Genomic DNA, 17378 nt, shown 5'->3' on the forward strand with positions numbered 1-17378 from the left:
CTACGCCATTGCCGAAATCAGCGGGCGTAGTACTCGACGACCAGCTGCTCGTCGCAGATGACCGGGATTTCCTTGCGGTTCGGGTCGCGGTCGAGGCGGAAGGCCAGGGCCTTCAGGTTGACCTGCAGGTAGCGCGGGGTCTCACCGTCGGCGGCGAAGCCACCCTCACGGGCGACCTCGAACAGCGGCTTGGTGCGGCTGCGCTCGCGGACCATCACGACGTCGTCGGGACGGACGCGGAACGACGGCTTGTCGACCTTGCCACCGTTGACCTGGATGTGGCCGTGGACGACCATCTGGCGGGCCTGGTAGATGGTGCGGGCGATGCCCGAACGCAGGACCAGGGCGTCGAGGCGACGCTCGAGCTCGACGACCAGCGCCTCGCCCGTCTTGCCTTCGGCCTTCTTGGCGCGGTCGTAGGCGCGCGCCATCTGGCGCTCGCTGATGTCGTACTGGGCGCGCAGACGCTGCTTCTCGAGCAGACGGACCTTGTAGTCCGAGTTCTGCTTGCGGCCACGGCCGTGCTCGCCCGGCGGGTAGGGGCGGGCCTCGAAGTACTTGACAGCCTTCGGGGTCAGCGCGATGCCGAGGGCACGCGACTTCTTGACCTTGGGACGGGACTGGTTCGGCATGAACCAACCTCTCTACGTGGTACGAAACGGCTTCACCAGGGTTAGGGGAGGTCGCATCCGCAGCCGGGAAACCCGCCGGATCCGTACGAGACGGACCTGCCGGGCAGCCGCTCCCAGGTCTGGGCACATACGTGCAGCACGCGAACGACCCACCGCCGTTCCCGGGATCCGGGTGGTGGTGGGTGGCACGCGACACCTTCGAAGGTGCGCGACGCTCCTGGAAACCCCGCCCGGGGGCAGGGTCTCCGGCTGACTGTCCCGTTCTGGTGGTGCCGACCGGAGCCGGACACGGGACGCAGCGATCCCGACCAGTGTACCGGGTCCTCGGGGCACCCTCCGCCCAGGGTCCGACGGCCTCGGCGACAGGCGCCCAAGAGCTCCCGGACCGGGGCGTTTCCGCCGTCCGGATCCCGGGGTGGGGCTATTCGTCGCCCTTCAGCCGGGCCCTCACACGGTCCACCACATCCGCGTACCGCGCTTCCGCGCCGTAGCGGGTGGGGTCGTAGTAGCGCCTGCCGTGGATGGAGTCCGGGGCATACTGCTGGGCCGCGATGCCGCCCGGCACGTCGTGCGGGTAGACGTAGCCCTGTGCGTGGCCGAGCTTGGCCGCGCCCTTGTAGTGGCCGTCGCGCAGATGCGGCGGGACCGATCCCGCGAGGCCGTTCCGTACGTCCGCCAAGGCGGCGCCGATCGCGGTGGTCGCCGCGTTCGACTTCGGGGCCAGGGCGAGGGCGATGGTGGCGTGGCTCAGGGTGAGCGCCGCCTCGGGGAAACCGATCATGGCGACGGCCTGCGCGGCGGCGACCGCGATCGGCAGCGCGTTGGGGTCGGCGAGTCCGATGTCCTCGCTCGCGGAGATCATCAGGCGCCGGGCGATGAACCGCGGGTCCTCCCCCGCCTCGATCATCCGCGCCAGATAGTGCAGGGCCGCGTCCACGTCCGAGCCGCGGATCGACTTGATGAGCGCGCTGGCCACGTCGTAGTGCTGGTCGCCGTCCCGGTCGTACTTCACGGCCGCCCGGTCGACGGTCTCCTCGACCGTCTCCAGGGTGATCTCCGGCTCGCCCTTGGCGATGGCGGCGCCCGCGGCCGCCTCCAGGGCGGTCAGGGCGCGCCGCGCGTCGCCGCCGGCGACGCGCAGGAGGTGGGACTCGGCGTCCTCCGGCAGGGTCACGGCCCCGCCGAGGCCACGCTCGCCGGTGAGGGCCCGCGCCATCAGACCGCGCAGGTCCTCGTCGGTGAGCGGCTCCAGGGTGAGGAGCAGCGAGCGGGAGAGGAGCGGGGAGATGATGGAGAAGTACGGATTCTCCGTGGTGGCGGCGATCAGCGTCACCCAGCGGTTCTCCACGGCGGGCAGCAGCGAGTCCTGCTGGGCCTTGGAGAAGCGGTGGATCTCGTCCAGGAAGAGGACGGTCTCCTTGCCGTAGCCGCCGACGGCGCGCCGGGCGCCGTCGATGACGGCCCTGACCTCCTTGACGCCCGCGGTGATCGCCGACAGCTCCACGAAGCGCTTGTTGGTCGCCTTGGAGACGACGTACGCCAGGGTGGTCTTGCCGATGCCCGGCGGTCCCCAGAGGATCACCGAGGAGGCGCCGGCGGGGCCGCCGTCGCCGTCCCCCACGAGCCGGCGCAGCGGCGATCCGGGCTTGAGCAGGTGCTTCTGCCCCACCACCTCGTCGAGGGTGCGGGGGCGCATCCGGACGGCCAGCGGGCTGCTGGCAGGGTCCTTCTCCTGGCGGTCTTCGGCTGCTGCGGTAAAGAGGTCGGGCTCCACAGTCATGAAGCCTAGGTCACCGGACTGACAGCGCGGCCGTCGCCGGCCGGCCGGACGGTTTCCGTCAGCCGGTCCAGAAGTCCCACCAGCGGGTCAGGATCAGCATGCCGATGATCCCGATGTGCAGGACGGGGAGGATCCAGGTGAACTCGTCGAAGAAGGTCTTCAGTCCGCGGGGGGCGGGGATGACGCCGAGGCGGACGTTGTGCGAGGTCACGTACCAGAACATGACGATGGTGGCGACCCAGGCCAGGCAGCACCACAGGCAGAGCGAGTTGATCTCGTACAGCGACTGGTACATCAGCCAGGTGCAGAAGCCGACGCCGAAGAGGGTGCCGGCGTTGAGGCCGAGCCAGTACCAGCGGCGGTAGCGGGCCCCGGCGAGCAGGGCCAGGCCGATCGCGATCACCATGGCGTAGGTGACCAGGCCGAGCATCGGGTTCGGGAAGCCGAAGACCGAGGCCTGCTCGCTCTTCATGATGTTGCCGCAGGAGACGATCGGGTTGAGGCTGCACCCGGGGACGAAGTCCGGGTCCTCCAGGAGCTTGAACTTGTCGATCGTGATGACCCAGGCGGCGAGCACTCCGGCCGCTCCGGTGATGACGAGCAGCCAGGCGAAGGCCCTGCTCGCCCCGATCGTGCCGTCGTCGTGCCGGCCGGACGCGGCCCCGTCCACCGCTGCCTTCGTCATGTCGCCTTGTCCCTCGCTCGCTGGCCTTGTGGGCATGGTCATTCTGCCGTACGGGGGACGGCGCCCACCGTTCGCCGGAGATAAGTGAGACGTGCGTAAGGACGACGTGGCGGCCTGCGCAGGACGACGCGGAGGGGCCCGGACCACGCGCGTGCGTGGTCCGGGCCCCTCCGTCCGTACAGTGCGTCAGGCCAGCTTGGCCCGTACCGCGTCGAGCAGGGAGTCCACGGCGACCGCCCGCTGCTCGCCGGACTCCATGTCCTTGAGCTGGACGACCCCCTCGGCGAGGTCGCGCTCACCGGCGACGACGGCGAGACGGGCGCCCGAGCGGTTGGCGTCCTTCATCGCGCCCTTGAGGCCCTTGCCGCCGAACGAGAAGTCCGCGGAGATGCCCTCCCTGCGCAGCTCGGTGACCTTGCCGAAGAGGATCCGGCGCGCCTCCTCGCCGATGGCCACCGCGAAGACGCTGGTGACGGCCGGGAGGTCGAGCTCGACGCCCTCCGCCTCCAGGGCGAGGACCGTGCGGTCCACACCGAGCGCCCAGCCCACGGACGGCAGCGCGGGGCCGCCGATCATCTCGGAGAGGCCGTCGTAGCGGCCGCCGCCGCCGACCGCCGACTGCGAGCCGAGACCGCCGTGGACGAACTCGAAGGTCGTACGGGTGTAGTAGTCCAGGCCGCGCACCAGCTTGGCGTCGTCCTCGAAGACCACGCCCGCCGCGGTGATCAGGGCGCGCACCTCCTCGTGGTATGCCTTGCACGCGTCGCACAGGTAGTCGCGCAGCAGCGGGGCGCCGTCGAGCTGCTTCTGCACGGACTCGCGCTTGTCGTCGAGGACGCGCAGCGGGTTGATCTCGGCGCGGCGCAGGGTCTCCTCGTCGAGGTCGAGCCCGCGGAGGAAGCCCTGGAGCGCCTCGCGGTAGACGGGACGGCACTCCTTGTCGCCCAGCGAGTTGAGCAGGATGCGGAAGTTCCGCAGGCCGAGGGTGCGGTACGCCTGGTCGGCCAGGATGATCAGCTCGGCGTCGAGCGCCGGGTCCTCGGAGCCGATGGCCTCGGCGCCGACCTGGGAGAAGTGGCGGTAGCGACCCGCCTGGGCCCGCTCGTAGCGGTAGTACGAGCCGGAGTACCAGAGCTTGACCGGCAGGTTGCCCTGCTTGTGCAGGTTGGCCTGGAGCGCCGCGCGCAGCACGGACGCGGTGCCCTCCGGGCGGAGGGCGAGGTGGTCGTTGCCCTTCGTGGTGAGGGTGTACATCTCCTTGGTCACGATGTCGGTGGACTCACCGACACCGCGGGAGAACAGCTCGACGTTCTCGAAACCGGGCGTCTCGATGTAGCCGTAGCCGGAGTTCCTCAGCGGCGTGGAGATCGCGTCCCGGACCGCCAGGAACGTGGCGGAGCGGGGCGGGATCAGGTCGTACGTGCCCTTGGGGGCCTGAAAGGTGCTCACGAAAGTCTCGTCACATTCCTCGTCGGGGAGCCTTCGTGCTCCCGAGGCCGGCGGCCACGTCCCGCAGATAGGGGTTCGTGGCGCGCTCCTGGCCGATGGTCGTCTGGGGACCGTGTCCCGACAGCACCACGGTCGAGTTGTCGAGCGGCAGGCACACACGGGCCAGCGAAGCGAGCATCTCGTCCATGTCACCGCCGGGAAGGTCGGTGCGTCCGACGGAGCCGGCGAACAGCAGGTCCCCGGAGAAGAACACGGACGGGATCTCCGTGGACTCCGGCATCCTGAAGGTCACCGACCCCTTGGTATGACCGGGCGCGTGGGCGACGGAGAACTCCAGACCGGCGAGCTTCAGCTCGGCGCCGTCGGTGAGTTCTCGCACGTCGTCGGGCTCTCCCACGGTCAGCTCGCCCATGAGGGGCATCCCGATGGAGCGGCCGAGGGCCTTCTCCGGGTCGCTCATCATGTAGCGGTCGGACGGGTGGATCCACGCGGGGACGTCATGCGCGCCGCACACCGGGACGACGGAGGCGACGTGGTCGATGTGTCCATGGGTGAGGACGACGGCGACGGGCTTGAGCCGATGCTTCTTCAGCGTCTCCTCGACACCCTGGGCGGCCTGGTGGCCCGGGTCGATGATCACGCACTCCTCGCCTGCGGCGGGGGCGACCAGATAGCAGTTGGTCCCCCAGGCCCCGGCGGGGAACCCGGCAATCAGCACGTTCGTCCTTAGATGTCGTCCGGCACGGGGCCGCGGAATTCGCTGAGATCACGGAATGCGGCAGATCAGAGCCTACCGGCGGTGCCGGTTCCACAGCCAACCCGTATACGGTACGGGCACACCCGGCCAGGACAGGAACAGACGAGCGACAGGAGCGGAACCGGTGGTCACCAGCGATCAGCGGCGGCGGCAGCTTGCCAGGGAGAAGTACGCGCGGCAGCAGCAGCGGCGGGAGGAGAACCGGCGCAAGGCGAAGCGCCGCAACACCGTCGTCGCGGCCGCCCTCGCGGTGGTCCTCGCGGCGGGCGGCGCCGTGTACGCGTCCGTGACGCTGACGGACGACGGCTCGGACAAGGGCTCGGACAACGCGGCGAGCGACACGCCCAGCGCCCCGGCGCCCTCGCAGAGCGAGTCGGCGAACCCGGAGCCGAAGCTGTCCGTGGACACGAAGGCCTCGTACGCCATGTCCCTCAAGACGAACGAGGGCGACGTCACGATCACCATGGACGCGGCCAAGACCCCGCGCACGGTGAACTCCTTCTCGCACCTCGCCACGGAGAAGTACTTCGACGGGACGAAGTGCCACCGGCTCACCACCAAGGGCATCTTCGTGCTCCAGTGCGGTGACCCGAAGGGCGACGGCACCGGCGGTCCGGGCTACACCATCCCGGACGAGAACCTGGGCTCGCTCGGCAAGGCGGGCGCGAACGGCACGGTGACCTACCCGGCCGGCACCGTGGCCATGGCCAACACCGGGCAGCCGGGCAGCGGCGGCTCGCAGTTCTTCCTGGTCTACAAGGACACCAAGCTGCCGCCGAGCTACACGCCGTTCGGAAAGATCGACGCGGCCGGTCTCCAGGTGGTCCAGGACGTGGCCGCCGCCGGGGTCTCCGGCGGTGCCACCGACGGCGCCCCGAAGAAGGCCGTCACCATCGAGAAGGCCACCGTCGCGAAGAAGTGAGCCGGGCGTCCGCACCCAGCCGTGACCGTCGAATCTCGGTCGCGCTGAGTGCGGACAGCCGGGCCGCGGTTCGCCTAGATTGGCGTTGTGCAGCGTTGGGCCGTCGGCCGCGCTGCGGAAGGCGGGCGAGGCCCGCCGGGAAACTGTGGACGATGCCCGGGGGGTACGACCCCGCGACGGCATCATGGTGAGGAGGCGCTGTGAGCAGCGACCCGTGGGGCCGCGTCGACGAGACGGGCACCGTGTACGTGCGGACGGCCGAGGGCGAGAAGGTCGTCGGATCGTGGCAGGCCGGCACCCCTGAGGAGGCCCTGGCCTACTTCGAGCGCAAGTACGAGGGCTTGGTTGTCGAGATCGGCCTCCTCGAGAAGCGGGTGAGGACCACCGACCTCTCGGCGAAGGACGCCACCGCGGCGATCGAGCACATCCGCCAGCAGATCGACGAGCACCACGCCGTCGGTGACCTGGCCGCGCTCGCGACCCGCCTCGACAAGCTCGTCGAGACGGTCGACTCGCGCCGCGAGGAGCGCAAGGTCCAGAAGGCCAAGCAGACCGACGAGGCGCGCACCGCCAAGGAGAAGCTCGTCACGGAGGCCGAGGAGCTGGCCCAGAGCGAGCAGTGGCGCTCCGCCGGCGAGCGTCTGCGGGCGCTCGTCGACACCTGGAAGGGCCTCCCCCGGCTCGACCGCAAGTCCGACGACGAGCTGTGGCACCGCTTCTCGCACGCCCGCTCGGCGTTCTCGAAGCGCCGCAAGGCCCACTTCGCCTCGCTGGACGCCCAGCGTGAGGACGCCCGCAAGGCCAAGGAGCGTCTGGTCGCCGAGGCGGAGTCGCTGTCGAACTCCACCGACTGGGGCACCACGGCGGCCCGCTACCGCGATCTCATGGCGGAGTGGAAGTCGGCCGGCCGCGCCCAGCGCGAGCACGAGGACGATCTGTGGAACCGCTTCCGCGGCGCCCAGGACGTCTTCTTCGCGGCGCGCGGCGAGGTCTTCGCCGAGCGGGACGCGGAGCAGACCGAGAACCTCAAGCTGAAGGAGGAGCTCGCGACCGAGGCCGAGAAGCTGCTCCCGGTGTCGGACCTGAAGGCGGCCCGTGCCGCCTTCCGTTCCCTCAACGAGCGGTGGGAGGCCGTCGGCCACGTCCCGCGTGACGCCCGGCCCAAGGTCGAGGGCCGGATGCACACGGTCGAGCGGGCGATCCAGGAGGCCGAGGAGACCGAGTGGCGCCGGACGAACCCGGAGGCACGCGCGCGTGCCGCCGGTCTCACCGGTCAGCTCCAGGACGCGGTCGAGAAGCTGCGCAAGCAGGTCGACGCGGCCCGCGCCGCGGGCAACGACGCCAAGGCCGACAAGCTCGCCCGTGAGCTGGAGGGCCGTCAGGCCCTGCTCGACCAGGCTCTGAAGGGCCTTGAGGAGTTCGGCGGCTGACAAAGGCCGTGACCGTACGAGGAAGGCCCCCGGCAGCGAGCCGGGGGCCTTCCTCGTACGCCTGCGGTACGGACCGCGTCTTGGCCCGCGCTAGGGTCTGTCGTCACATTCCCGTCGTCGCCCGCAGGGCGGCCCTGCGGCGTCTGGTGCGTGCTCTCGGCGCGCCGGGGGGAAGTGCTCGTACTGGACGTACTCGCACTTTCGCCCGGTGCGGCGAGAGTGCGTGCCAGGCGTCGCGGGGCAGACGGGAATGTGACGACAGACCCTAGGGCCTGCGGGCCGAGGTGACGCGGTAGACGTCGTAGACGCCCTCCACGCCCCGTACGGCCTTCAGGACGTGACCCAGGTGCTTCGGGTCGCCCATCTCGAAGGTGAAGCGCGAGGTGGCCACCCGGTCGCGGGAGGTCTGGACGGCCGCCGAGAGGATGTTGACGTGCTGGTCCGAGAGGACCCGGGTCACGTCCGAGAGGAGCCGCGAGCGGTCCAGCGCCTCGACCTGGATGGCGACGAGGAAGACCGAGGACTGGGTGGGTGCCCACTCGACCTCCAGGATCCGCTCCGGCTCCCGGGAGAGCGACTCCACGTTGACGCAGTCGCTGCGGTGAACCGATACGCCACTGCCCCGGGTGACGAAGCCGATGATCGGGTCGCCGGGAACGGGCGTACAACAGCGGGCCAGCTTCACCCAGACGTCCTCGACGCCCTTGACGACGACGCCCGGGTCGGTGCTGGAGCGGCGCTTGGACCGGCCGCGGGTGGGCGGGGCCGCCTCGTCGATGTCCTCGGTGGCCGCCTCCTCGCCGCCGAGCGCCTGCACCAGCTTCTGCACGATGGACTGGGCGGTGACATGGCCCTCGCCGATCGCCGCGTACAGCGAGGAGATGTCGGTGTAGCGCAGCTCGTGGGCCAGGGTGACGAGGGAGTCGCCGGTGAGGATCCGCTGGATCGGCAGGTTCTGCTTGCGCATGGCCCGCGCGATGGCGTCCTTGCCCTGCTCGATGGCCTCGTCGCGGCGCTCCTTGGAGAACCACCCGCGGATCTTGTTGCGGGCGCGCGGGGACTTGACGAAGCCCAGCCAGTCGCGGGAGGGGCCGGCGCCGGCCGCCTTGGAGGTGAAGACCTCGACCAGGTCGCCGTTGTCGAGGGTCGATTCGAGCGGCACGAGCCGCCCGTTGACCCGCGCCCCTATGGTGCGGTGGCCGACCTCGGTGTGGACGGCGTACGAGAAGTCGACGGGGGTGGCGCCGGCGGGCAGCGCGATGACATCGCCCTTGGGCGTGAAGACGAAGACCTCGTTGCGGGAGAGGTCGAAGCGCAGGGACTCCAGGAACTCGCTGGGGTCCTCGGTCTCCTTCTGCCAGTCGAGGAGCTGGCGCAGCCACGCCATGTCGTTGAGGTGGTCGTCCTTGCCGGTCCGCTTCGGCACGTCGGCGCGCACCTTGGAGGCGCCGGCGACGGCCTCCTGCTTGTACTTCCAGTGCGCGGCGATGCCGTACTCGGCCCGCCGGTGCATGTCGAAGGTGCGGATCTGGAGCTCGACGGGCTTGCCGTTGGGCCCGATGACCGTCGTGTGCAGCGACTGGTACATGTTGAACTTCGGCATCGCGATGTAGTCCTTGAACCGGCCGGGGACCGGGTTCCATCGCGCGTGGACGGTGCCGAGGGCCGCGTAGCAGTCCCTCACCGTGTCGACGAGGACACGGATGCCCACCAGGTCGTAGATCTCCGCGAAGTCACGGCCGCGGACGATCATCTTCTGGTAGACGCTGTAGTAGTGCTTCGGGCGCCCGGTGACGGTGGCCTTGATCCGGGCGGCGCGCAGGTCCGTCTGGACCTCGTCGGTCACTATGGCGAGGTACTCGTCCCGCTTGGGGGCGCGCTCGGCGACGAGCCGGACGATCTCGTCGTACATCTTGGGGTAGAGGATCGCGAAGGCGAGGTCCTCCAGCTCCCACTTGATGGTGTTCATGCCCAGCCGGTGCGCCAGCGGGGCGTAGATCTCAAGGGTCTCGCGGGCCTTCTTCTCCTGCTTCTCCCGCTTGAGGTAGCGCATGGTGCGCATGTTGTGCAGGCGGTCGGCGAGCTTGATGACCAGGACGCGCGGGTCCTTGGCCATGGCGACGACCATCTTGCGGACGGTCTCGGCCTGCGCGGCCTCGCCGAACTTGACCTTGTCGAGCTTGGTGACGCCGTCGACGAGCAGCGCGACCTGGTCGCCGAAGTCCCGGCGCAGGGTGTCGAGGCCGTACTCGGTGTCCTCGACGGTGTCGTGCAGCAGTCCGGCCATCAGGGTCGCCGGGTCCATGCCGAGCTCGGCGAGGATCGTGGTGACGGCGAGCGGGTGCGTGATGTACGGGTCGCCGCTCTTGCGCTTCTGGCCGCGGTGCCAGCGCTCGGCGACCTGGTAGGCCCGCTCGACCTGGCGGAGGGTGGCCGTCTCGATCTTGGGGTCGTTGGAGCGGACGATCCGCAGCAGCGGTTCGAGGACCGGGTTGTACGGGGAGGACCGCTGGACGCCGAGCCGGGCGAGGCGGGCGCGGACGCGGTTGGACGAGCCGCCCGAGCGGGCGGGCGCGGCCGGGGCGGGCCGCGTGGGCGCCGGGGCCTCGGGGGCCGGCTGCGCGGACGCGGCAGGCGCGGGCCCGGTCTCCGCGGGCTTGTTCTGGGGCGTGCCGGTCCCCTGCGCGGCCTTGTCGGCCTTCGGGTCGGGCTGCGCGGCGGAGAGTGACTGGGCCTCGTCTGGCAAGAGCGCTCCTCGTGCGGTGCCGGGTCCCCCGGTCAGGCCCGGAAAGGCCATGGTATCGAGCCCTGACACGCACCGCTCACGCGGCCGGGGGACGCCCGGCCCGACGCGGACGCGACGCGCCCCTCGGATCCCGGACCGGGACACTCCGGAAAACCGACGGGGCGCCCCGGGGATTCCCCGGAGCGCCCCGTGCGGGGTGGAACCCGACGTCAGACGGTGATCAGCGCCGTGAGCGGAGCGCCGTTCAGGGCCGGCTCCAGCCGGGCGCGGCCCGGCAGGAAGCCCAGTTCCATGAGGACCGCGACGCCCGCGACCTCGGCGCCGGCCCGGCGGATGAGCTCGATGGAGGCCTCGGCCGTGCCACCGGTGGCGAGGACGTCGTCGATGACCATGACGCGGTCGCCCGCGGCCAGGTCCTCGGCGTGCACCTCGATCTCGGCGGTGCCGTACTCCAGCTCGTACGCCTGGCTGAGCGTGGCCCCGGGGAGCTTGCCGGCCTTGCGGACCGGGATGAAGCCCAGTCCCGCGCGGACGGCCACCGGGGCGGCCAGGATGAAGCCGCGCGCCTCCAGGCCGACGATCTTCGTCGCGCCGTGCGCGGAGCACAGCCCGGCGAGGGCGTCGGTGAGCGCCGTGAACGCCTCCGGGTCCGCGAGCAGCGGCGTGATGTCCTTGAACAGCACGCCCGGCTTCGGGTAGTCCGGTACGTCGCGGATGCGGCTGAGCAGGAGGTCGGTGACGTCCTGGGCCTCGGCGGTCATCCTCGGCGCTCCGGGGCACGGCCCCGACGGCTCGCCCGGGGGCCGACGACGGCGGTCTCCGCCGCGTCCGCGGACTGCTCGTCCGACCCGTCGAGCGAATCGCCCTTGGCTGCCTCGCTGGCCCGCTTGGCCATGATGCGCTTCTTGAGCGCCCTGATCGCCGGCTCGCGCTCCTTGAGGTCGGCGACGAGCGGGGTGGCGATGAAGATCGACGAGTACGCACCGGCGGCGAGACCGACGAACAGCGACAGCGAGATGTCGTTGAGCATGCCGGCGCCGAGGACGCCGCCACCGATGAAGAGCAGGCCGGCGACCGGCAGCAGCGCGACGACGGTGGTGTTGATCGAACGGACCAGGGTGCCGTTGATCGAGCGGTTGGCCAGCTCGCTGTACGTGAAGCGGGTCTGCTTCGTGATGTCCTTCGTCTGCTCCTTGAGGGAGTCGAAGACGACGACCGTGTCGTACAGCGAATAACCGAGGATCGTCAGCAGACCGATGACCGTGCCGACGGTGACCTCGAAGCCGACCAGCGAGTAGATGCCGACCGTGATCGTGAGGTCGTGGATCAGCGCGATGAGCGCCGCGACCGCCATTCTCCACTCGAAGGCGATCGCCAGATAGATCACCACCAGGATCATGAAGATCCCCAGACCGGTCCACGCCTTGGTGGCGATCTGCTCACCCCAGCTCGGGCCGACCAGCTCCGCCGCGATCTTGTCCTCGGCGACGTTCAGGTCCTTGGCGAGCTCCGAGCGGACCTGGTCGGACTGCGCGGTGTCGAGGCCGCCGACCTGGATGCGCAGGGAGCCGTTGCCGAGCTGCTGGACGATCGCGTCGTGGCCGGAGGCCTCTTCCGCGTACTCCTGGGCCTGGCTGACGGAGACTTCCGACTTCGGGGTGGTGAAGACCGCGCCGCCCTGGAACTCGATGCCCATGTTGAGACCGCGGACGGCCAGGGCGACGATGGCGGTGATGGTGATCAGGATGGACAGGCCATACCAGATCTTGCGGTTGCCGATGAAGTCGTAGCCGACCTCACCGCGGTGGAGCCGGGCGCCGAGATCGCCGAGCTTCGACATCTCACGCCTCCTTCGGGTCGACGGGGGCGGTGGCACGGCGGGAGCTGCGCAGCGGCGGCTTGGCTCCGAGGCGCTTCGGGTCGAGGCCGGACCAGGCGTGGCCGCCGCCGAAGAACTTGGTCCGCGCGAGGAGCGTCATGACCGGCTTGGTGAAGAGGAACACCACGACGACGTCGAGCAGGGTGGTCAGGCCGAGCGTGAACGCGAAGCCCTGGACCTTGCCGACGGTGACGACGAAGAGCACCGCCGCGGCCAGGAACGACACGAAGTCGGAGACCAGGATGGTGCGACGGGCACGCGGCCAGGCGCGCTCGACGGACGGGCGCAGCGTGCGGCCCTCGCGGAGCTCGTCACGGATGCGCTCGAAGTAGACGATGAACGAGTCCGCGGTGATACCGATGGCGACGATGGCACCACAGACGGCCGGCAGGTTCAGCGCGAAGCCGATGGCCGGGCCGAGCAGGGCCATGATCACGTAGGTGAGGAGCGCGGAGACGCCGAGGCTGAGGATGGCGATCAGCGACAGGCCGCGGTAGTACGCGACCAGGTAGATGATGACCAGACCGAGGCCGATGGCGCCGGCGATCAGACCGGCCTCCAGCTGGTCACCGCCGAGCGCGGCGGTGACGGTGTCGACGCTCTGCGTCTCGAAGGAGAGCGGCAGGGCACCGTAGGACAGGATGTTGCCGAGGTCCTGGGCCGACTGCTGGTTGAAGTTGCCGGAGATCTCGGCGCTGGCGCTCAGCGTCTGGCGCACCGAGGGAGCCGAGACGACCTCGCCGTCCAGGACGATCGCGAACCGGTTCTGCGGGTCGGCCTGCGACGACAGCTTGCCGGTGATCGACTGGAACTTCTTCGAGCCCGCGCCCGTGAAGTCCATGGTGACGATCCACATACCGCGCTGCTGGTCGAAGACGCCCTTGGCGTCGTCGACGTCACGGCCCTCGACCTCGGCCGGGCCGAGGAGGTACTTCGACCACTCGCCCGGAGCGTCCTCGCCACAGGCCACGGCGGGCTCGGACGGCTTGACGCCCTGGCCGGCGGCGGAGCGCTGCTTGGGGTCGAGGCAGTTCAGGGCGGTGAACTTCTTCTCGAGCGCCGCGCTGGCGGCGTCGGGAGTCGGGGTCGCCGAGGGGGTTCCGGTGGCCTTCGGCGTCGCGGTGGACGAGGCGCTTCCGGTGGGGGTCGGGCTCGGGGCCCTGAGGGCCTCGGTGAGCGCACGGCCCTGGGCGGAGCCGGTGGCCGTCGGCGTGGCCGGCTTCTCGCCCACGGACGAGCCGGAGGTGGAGGCGGACGGCTTCGGCGTGGCCGAGGGGGAACCGGAGGAGGAGGCGCTCGGCGCCACCTGGGGTCCGCCGCTCGTCACCGCGAGAACGGGCCGGAAGTAGAGCTGGGCGGTGGTACCGACCTGCTCACGGGCCTGCTTCTCGTTCGTCCCGCGAGGGATGTTGACGATGATGTTCTCGCGGCCCTGCGTCTGGACCTCGGCCTCGGAGACACCCAGACCGTTGACACGGCGTTCGATGATGTCGACCGCGGTGTTCATGTTGGTCTCGTTGACCGCCGACTCCTGGCCGGGTTCCGCCTTGGCCTTGAGCGTGATCGACGTACCGCCGGCGAGGTCGATGCCCAGGCGCGGGGTGGTGTGCCCCGACCAGAACATGCCGCCGGTGAGCGCGACCATGGCGATCAGGATGAGTGCCAGGGCGCGGCCCGGCCGGCTCTGTCCCCCCGCCGGCCTTCGGCCCTTCTTCGGTGCTGCCACCTGTCGTATCTCCCTGTCCAACCGCCTCACGCCTGGTATGCGTGAGACGGCCACGAAGTGTGTGTGGGGACCTTCCCCCTCAGACGTGGAACCGTTGCGGGGACCGCGCGCGCCGGTGGGCGTGCGCGGTGTCCCCGGCCGCGACTACTTCGCGTCGGTCTCGCCGTCGGTCTTGCCGTCCTTCTGGCCCTCGGCGGCGGCCTCGGCCGCGTCCGCCTTCTTCGTCAGGTCGGCCTTCGGCGCGTCCTCGACCTCGGCGGTCTCCGTGCTCTCCGTGGCCTCGGCGGCCTCGGTCAGCGAGGAGGCGTCGTCCGGGACGACGGTGTCGGAGTCCGACTCCTCCTCGTCACCGTGGACGATGCGGTTGTACTCGGAGTCCTCGAGTACGGCACCGATCGAGTTCTTGGCGTAGACGGCGTGCACGCCGGGCGCGACCTCGAGGAGAACGGTCTCGTCGCCGATCTCCTTGACGGTGGCGTACATCCCCCCGATCGTCCGTACGCCGGTGCCGGGCTGCATCTCGTTGCGCATCTGCGCCGCCGCCTGCTGCTTCTTCTTGGCAGAGCGGGTCATCAGGAACATGGCCCCGATGAGGACGATGAAGGGGAGGAGGGTCACGATGCTCACGGGACGGGTTTCCTTCGCACGGTCGCGGAGAACCCGCGGCCTGATCTTCGGGGGTGGGCGCGCCGACCAGAAAGGGCGGCATCGGCGGAGTCTAGGCGAGTCCGCATCGATGGAACAACGTCCAGCATCGCACCCCGGTTCCTGTCCGGGCGAGTGTCGGCACCGTCACGCCCCGAAGAGCCCCTGTTGTCCGCTTCCTGTGGCCCCCGGGCCCGCTGCCTGCGGCGGAACGAGCCCGAGGTGCGCCCATGCCGCCGGAGTGGCGACCCGGCCACGGGGTGTGCGGGCGAGCAGACCTTCGCGTACGAGGAAGGGTTCGGCGACCTCCTCGACGGTCTCGCGCTCCTCCCCCACCGCGACCGCGAGGGTGGACAGACCGACCGGGCCGCCGCCGAAGAGCTTGAGCAGGGCCTCCAGGACGGCGCGGTCGAGCCGGTCGAGGCCCCGGCCGTCGACCTCGTACACCCTGAGGGCGGCCTCGGCGATCTCCCGGGTGATGGATCCGTCGGCCCGGACCTGCGCGTAGTCGCGGACGCGGCGCAGCAGGCGGTTGGCGATACGGGGGGTGCCCCGGGAGCGGCCGGCGATCTCGGCGGCGCCGACCGGGTCGATCTCGACGTCGAGGAGTCCGGCGGAGCGGTGGATCACGCGCTGGAGCTCGGCCGGGTCGTAGAACTCCATGTGGCCGGTGAAGCCGAAGCGGTCGCGCAGCGGGGGCGGCAGGAGTCCGGCCCGGGTGGTGGCGCCGACCAGGGTGAAGGGCGGGAGTTCCAGTGGGATGGCGGTGGCGCCGGGGCCCTTGCCGACGATGACGTCGACGCGGAAGTCCTCCATCGCCATGTAGAGCATCTCCTCGGCGGGCCGGGACATGCGGTGGATCTCGTCGAGGAAGAGGATCTCGCCCTCCTGGAGGGAGGAGAGGATCGCGGCGAGGTCTCCGGCGTGCTGGATGGCGGGGCCGGAGGTGATGCGGATCGGGGCGTTCATCTCGGCCGCGATGATCATCGACAGGGTGGTCTTGCCGAGGCCCGGGGCACCGGAGAGCAGCACATGGTCGGCGGTGGCGCCGCGCTGACGGGCTGCCTTCAGGACCAGGTCGAGCTGCTGGCGGACCTTCTCCTGGCCGACGAACTCACTGAGGTCCTTGGGGCGCAGGGCCGCCTCGACGGCCTGGTCCTCGCCCTCGGCCGAGGCACCGACGATGCGCGCCTCGCCGTCGCCGGTGGTCTCGTCGTCCCAGTTCACGGATGTCTGCCTTCTCGGTGGTGGTGCGGTGGTGTGGGGGCGGCGGGTGACGGCCCGGAAGATCGGCCCCGCGCGGCGGTCGGTGTCAGCGGGCGCGGTTCAGGGACTGCAGGGCCGCCCGCAGCAGCTGCGGCACCGGCGCCGAGCCGCCCGCGGCGATCGCCTCCTCGGCCTGCGGCGCCACCGCGGCCACCGCCTCCTCCGCCTCGCGGCTCGCGTACCCGAGCCCGATGAGCGCGGCGGACAACTGCTCCGTCCACGGTGCCGGTCCGGAGGCCGCCGCGCGCTGGGCGCCGACCATGCCGCTGCTGCCGAGGGGGGCGCCGAGCTTGTCCTTCAGTTCGAGGAGGAGTTTCTGCGCGCCCTTCTTGCCGATACCGGGAACGGCCATGAGGGCCTTCTCGTCGCCCGTGGAGACGGCGACGCGCAGCGCGTCGGGGCTGTGCACCCCGAGCATGGCCTGCGCGAGGCGGGGGCCGACACCGCTGGCGGTCTGCAGGAGCTCGAAGACCTGACGCTCGTCGTCGTCGGCGAAGCCGTACAGCGTGAGGGAGTCCTCCCGTACGACGAGGGAGGTGGCGAGCCGGGCGTCCTCCCCGATCCGCAGTCCCGCGAGGGTCCCCGGGGTGCATTGGACGGCCATGCCCACGCCGCCGACCTCGATGACGGCCGTGGTGAGGGCGAGCGCGGCGACCGGGCCGCTGACGAAGGCGATCATCGGGTTCGGCCTTTCACTGCGGACGCCTGCCGGGCGACCGCCTGCTGGAGACGGTTCTCGGCGACGGCCTGCTGGAGACGGTTCTGGGCGGGGGCCCGCCAGATGTGGCAGATGGCGAGGGCGAGGGCGTCCGCGGCGTCGGCGGGCTTGGGCGGCGCGGAGAGCCGGAGCAGCCGGGTCACCATGGCTCCGACCTGCGCCTTGTCGGCGCGACCGCTGCCGGTGACGGCGGCCTTGACCTCGCTGGGGGTGTGCAGGGCGACGGGGATGCCGCGGCGCGAGGCGCAGAGCATGGCGACGGCGCTGGCCTGTGCCGTGCCCATCACCGTACGCACGTTGTGCTGGCTGAACACCCGCTCCACCGCGACGAGTTCGGGCGAGAAGCGGTCGAGCCACTCCTCTATGCCGCGCTCGATCCCGACCAGGCGCACGCCGATGTCGTCGTCCGCGGCCGTCCGCACCACGCCCACGCCGAGCATGGTGAGCGGCCGTCCGGCGACACCCTCGACGACGCCGACGCCGCAGCGGGTCAGGCCGGGGTCCACCCCGAGTACACGCATGCCGCACCCCCTCCGGTGGATTGCCGTCGACTCCCGTCGATCACGTGTTTGTGCAGGCTATCCGCTGCCACTGACAACGCCGTACGAACGACAGCGGGGCGGCGGGGGGGTGTGCCCCGCGGCCCGCGGCGGGAAACGGGGGCGAACAGCCGTCGACCTGGACCCTGACCACCGCGCGCACGGAGCAGGTTGCGAAGACGGTCTGCACCGGGTGGCGGTGCA

At 70.7% G+C, this 17378-nt stretch carries 15 protein-coding genes; 2 read left to right on the forward strand and 13 right to left on the reverse strand.

All coding sequences use genetic code 11. From position 1 onward, the window contains the following. Positions 1–17 precede the first annotated feature (17 nt). From rpsD to ACH4MY_RS29080, 5 genes are all read right to left on the reverse strand, one after another. Positions 18–632: a 30S ribosomal protein S4 gene (gene rpsD / locus ACH4MY_RS29060; protein WP_024758279.1), complete on the reverse strand. Its 615-nt coding sequence runs from the start codon at positions 630–632 to the stop codon at positions 18–20. A 421-nt stretch (positions 633–1053) separates the two neighbouring features. Continuing rightward, on the reverse strand, positions 1054–2406 hold the full coding sequence (locus ACH4MY_RS29065) for a replication-associated recombination protein A (RefSeq protein WP_398006709.1): 1353 nt from the start codon (positions 2404–2406) through the stop codon (positions 1054–1056). Positions 2407–2470: 64 nt separating this feature from the next. Continuing rightward, a complete protein-coding gene (locus ACH4MY_RS29070; protein WP_398006691.1) occupies positions 2471–3097 on the reverse strand; it encodes a vitamin K epoxide reductase family protein in 627 nt (208 codons plus the stop codon). A 186-nt stretch (positions 3098–3283) separates the two neighbouring features. Then, a complete protein-coding gene (gene hisS / locus ACH4MY_RS29075) occupies positions 3284–4546 on the reverse strand; it encodes a histidine--tRNA ligase (RefSeq protein ID WP_398006692.1) in 1263 nt (420 codons plus the stop codon). A gap of 10 nt (positions 4547–4556) precedes the next feature. Continuing rightward, positions 4557–5264 carry an MBL fold metallo-hydrolase gene (locus tag ACH4MY_RS29080; RefSeq protein ID WP_327161006.1) on the reverse strand — a complete coding sequence of 236 codons (708 nt, stop codon included), beginning with the start codon at positions 5262–5264 and terminating at the stop codon, positions 4557–4559. A 163-nt stretch (positions 5265–5427) separates the two neighbouring features. Between ACH4MY_RS29080 and ACH4MY_RS29085 the strand changes: the two genes are divergently transcribed. Both ACH4MY_RS29085 and ACH4MY_RS29090 read left to right on the forward strand, forming a co-directional pair. Further along, positions 5428–6225, forward strand: coding sequence for a peptidylprolyl isomerase (locus ACH4MY_RS29085; RefSeq protein ID WP_398006693.1), 798 nt, complete (start codon positions 5428–5430; stop codon positions 6223–6225). Positions 6226–6425: 200 nt separating this feature from the next. Then, positions 6426–7655 carry a DUF349 domain-containing protein gene (locus ACH4MY_RS29090; RefSeq protein ID WP_398006694.1) on the forward strand — a complete coding sequence of 410 codons (1230 nt, stop codon included), beginning with the start codon at positions 6426–6428 and terminating at the stop codon, positions 7653–7655. Between the two features lie 265 nt (positions 7656–7920). Here ACH4MY_RS29090 and ACH4MY_RS29095 read toward each other — a convergent pair whose 3' ends face one another. The 8 genes from ACH4MY_RS29095 to ruvC form a co-directional block, all read right to left on the reverse strand. Next, entirely contained in the window at positions 7921–10401 is a 2481-nt protein-coding gene (locus ACH4MY_RS29095) for a RelA/SpoT family protein (RefSeq protein WP_398006695.1), read from the reverse strand. A gap of 209 nt (positions 10402–10610) precedes the next feature. Next, positions 10611–11162 (reverse strand): adenine phosphoribosyltransferase, encoded by a 552-nt coding sequence (locus tag ACH4MY_RS29100; RefSeq protein ID WP_398006696.1) that lies wholly within the window; start codon positions 11160–11162, stop codon positions 10611–10613. Then, a complete protein-coding gene (gene secF / locus ACH4MY_RS29105; protein ID WP_398006697.1) occupies positions 11159–12241 on the reverse strand; it encodes a protein translocase subunit SecF in 1083 nt (360 codons plus the stop codon). Before secF ends, ACH4MY_RS29100 begins: the two co-directional genes overlap by 4 nt. Before the next feature lies 1 nt (position 12242). Then, positions 12243–14006 (reverse strand): protein translocase subunit SecD, encoded by a 1764-nt coding sequence (secD, locus tag ACH4MY_RS29110; protein ID WP_398006698.1) that lies wholly within the window; start codon positions 14004–14006, stop codon positions 12243–12245. A 144-nt stretch (positions 14007–14150) separates the two neighbouring features. Then, positions 14151–14633, reverse strand: coding sequence for a preprotein translocase subunit YajC (yajC, locus tag ACH4MY_RS29115; RefSeq protein WP_398006699.1), 483 nt, complete (start codon positions 14631–14633; stop codon positions 14151–14153). Positions 14634–14798: 165 nt separating this feature from the next. Then, the gene (gene ruvB / locus ACH4MY_RS29120) at positions 14799–15878 is read right to left on the reverse strand and encodes a Holliday junction branch migration DNA helicase RuvB (RefSeq protein ID WP_398006700.1); all 1080 of its coding nucleotides are present in this window, start codon (positions 15876–15878) and stop codon (positions 14799–14801) included. A gap of 85 nt (positions 15879–15963) precedes the next feature. Next, positions 15964–16596 (reverse strand): Holliday junction branch migration protein RuvA, encoded by a 633-nt coding sequence (gene ruvA, locus ACH4MY_RS29125; RefSeq protein ID WP_398006701.1) that lies wholly within the window; start codon positions 16594–16596, stop codon positions 15964–15966. Further along, positions 16593–17156 carry a crossover junction endodeoxyribonuclease RuvC gene (gene ruvC / locus ACH4MY_RS29130; protein WP_318206798.1) on the reverse strand — a complete coding sequence of 188 codons (564 nt, stop codon included), beginning with the start codon at positions 17154–17156 and terminating at the stop codon, positions 16593–16595. Before ruvC ends, ruvA begins: the two co-directional genes overlap by 4 nt. Between the last annotated feature and the right edge of the window lie 222 nt (positions 17157–17378).

Source organism: Streptomyces sp. NPDC017246 (assembly GCF_044331325.1).
Taxonomy (GTDB): Bacteria; Actinomycetota; Actinomycetes; order Streptomycetales; family Streptomycetaceae; genus Streptomyces.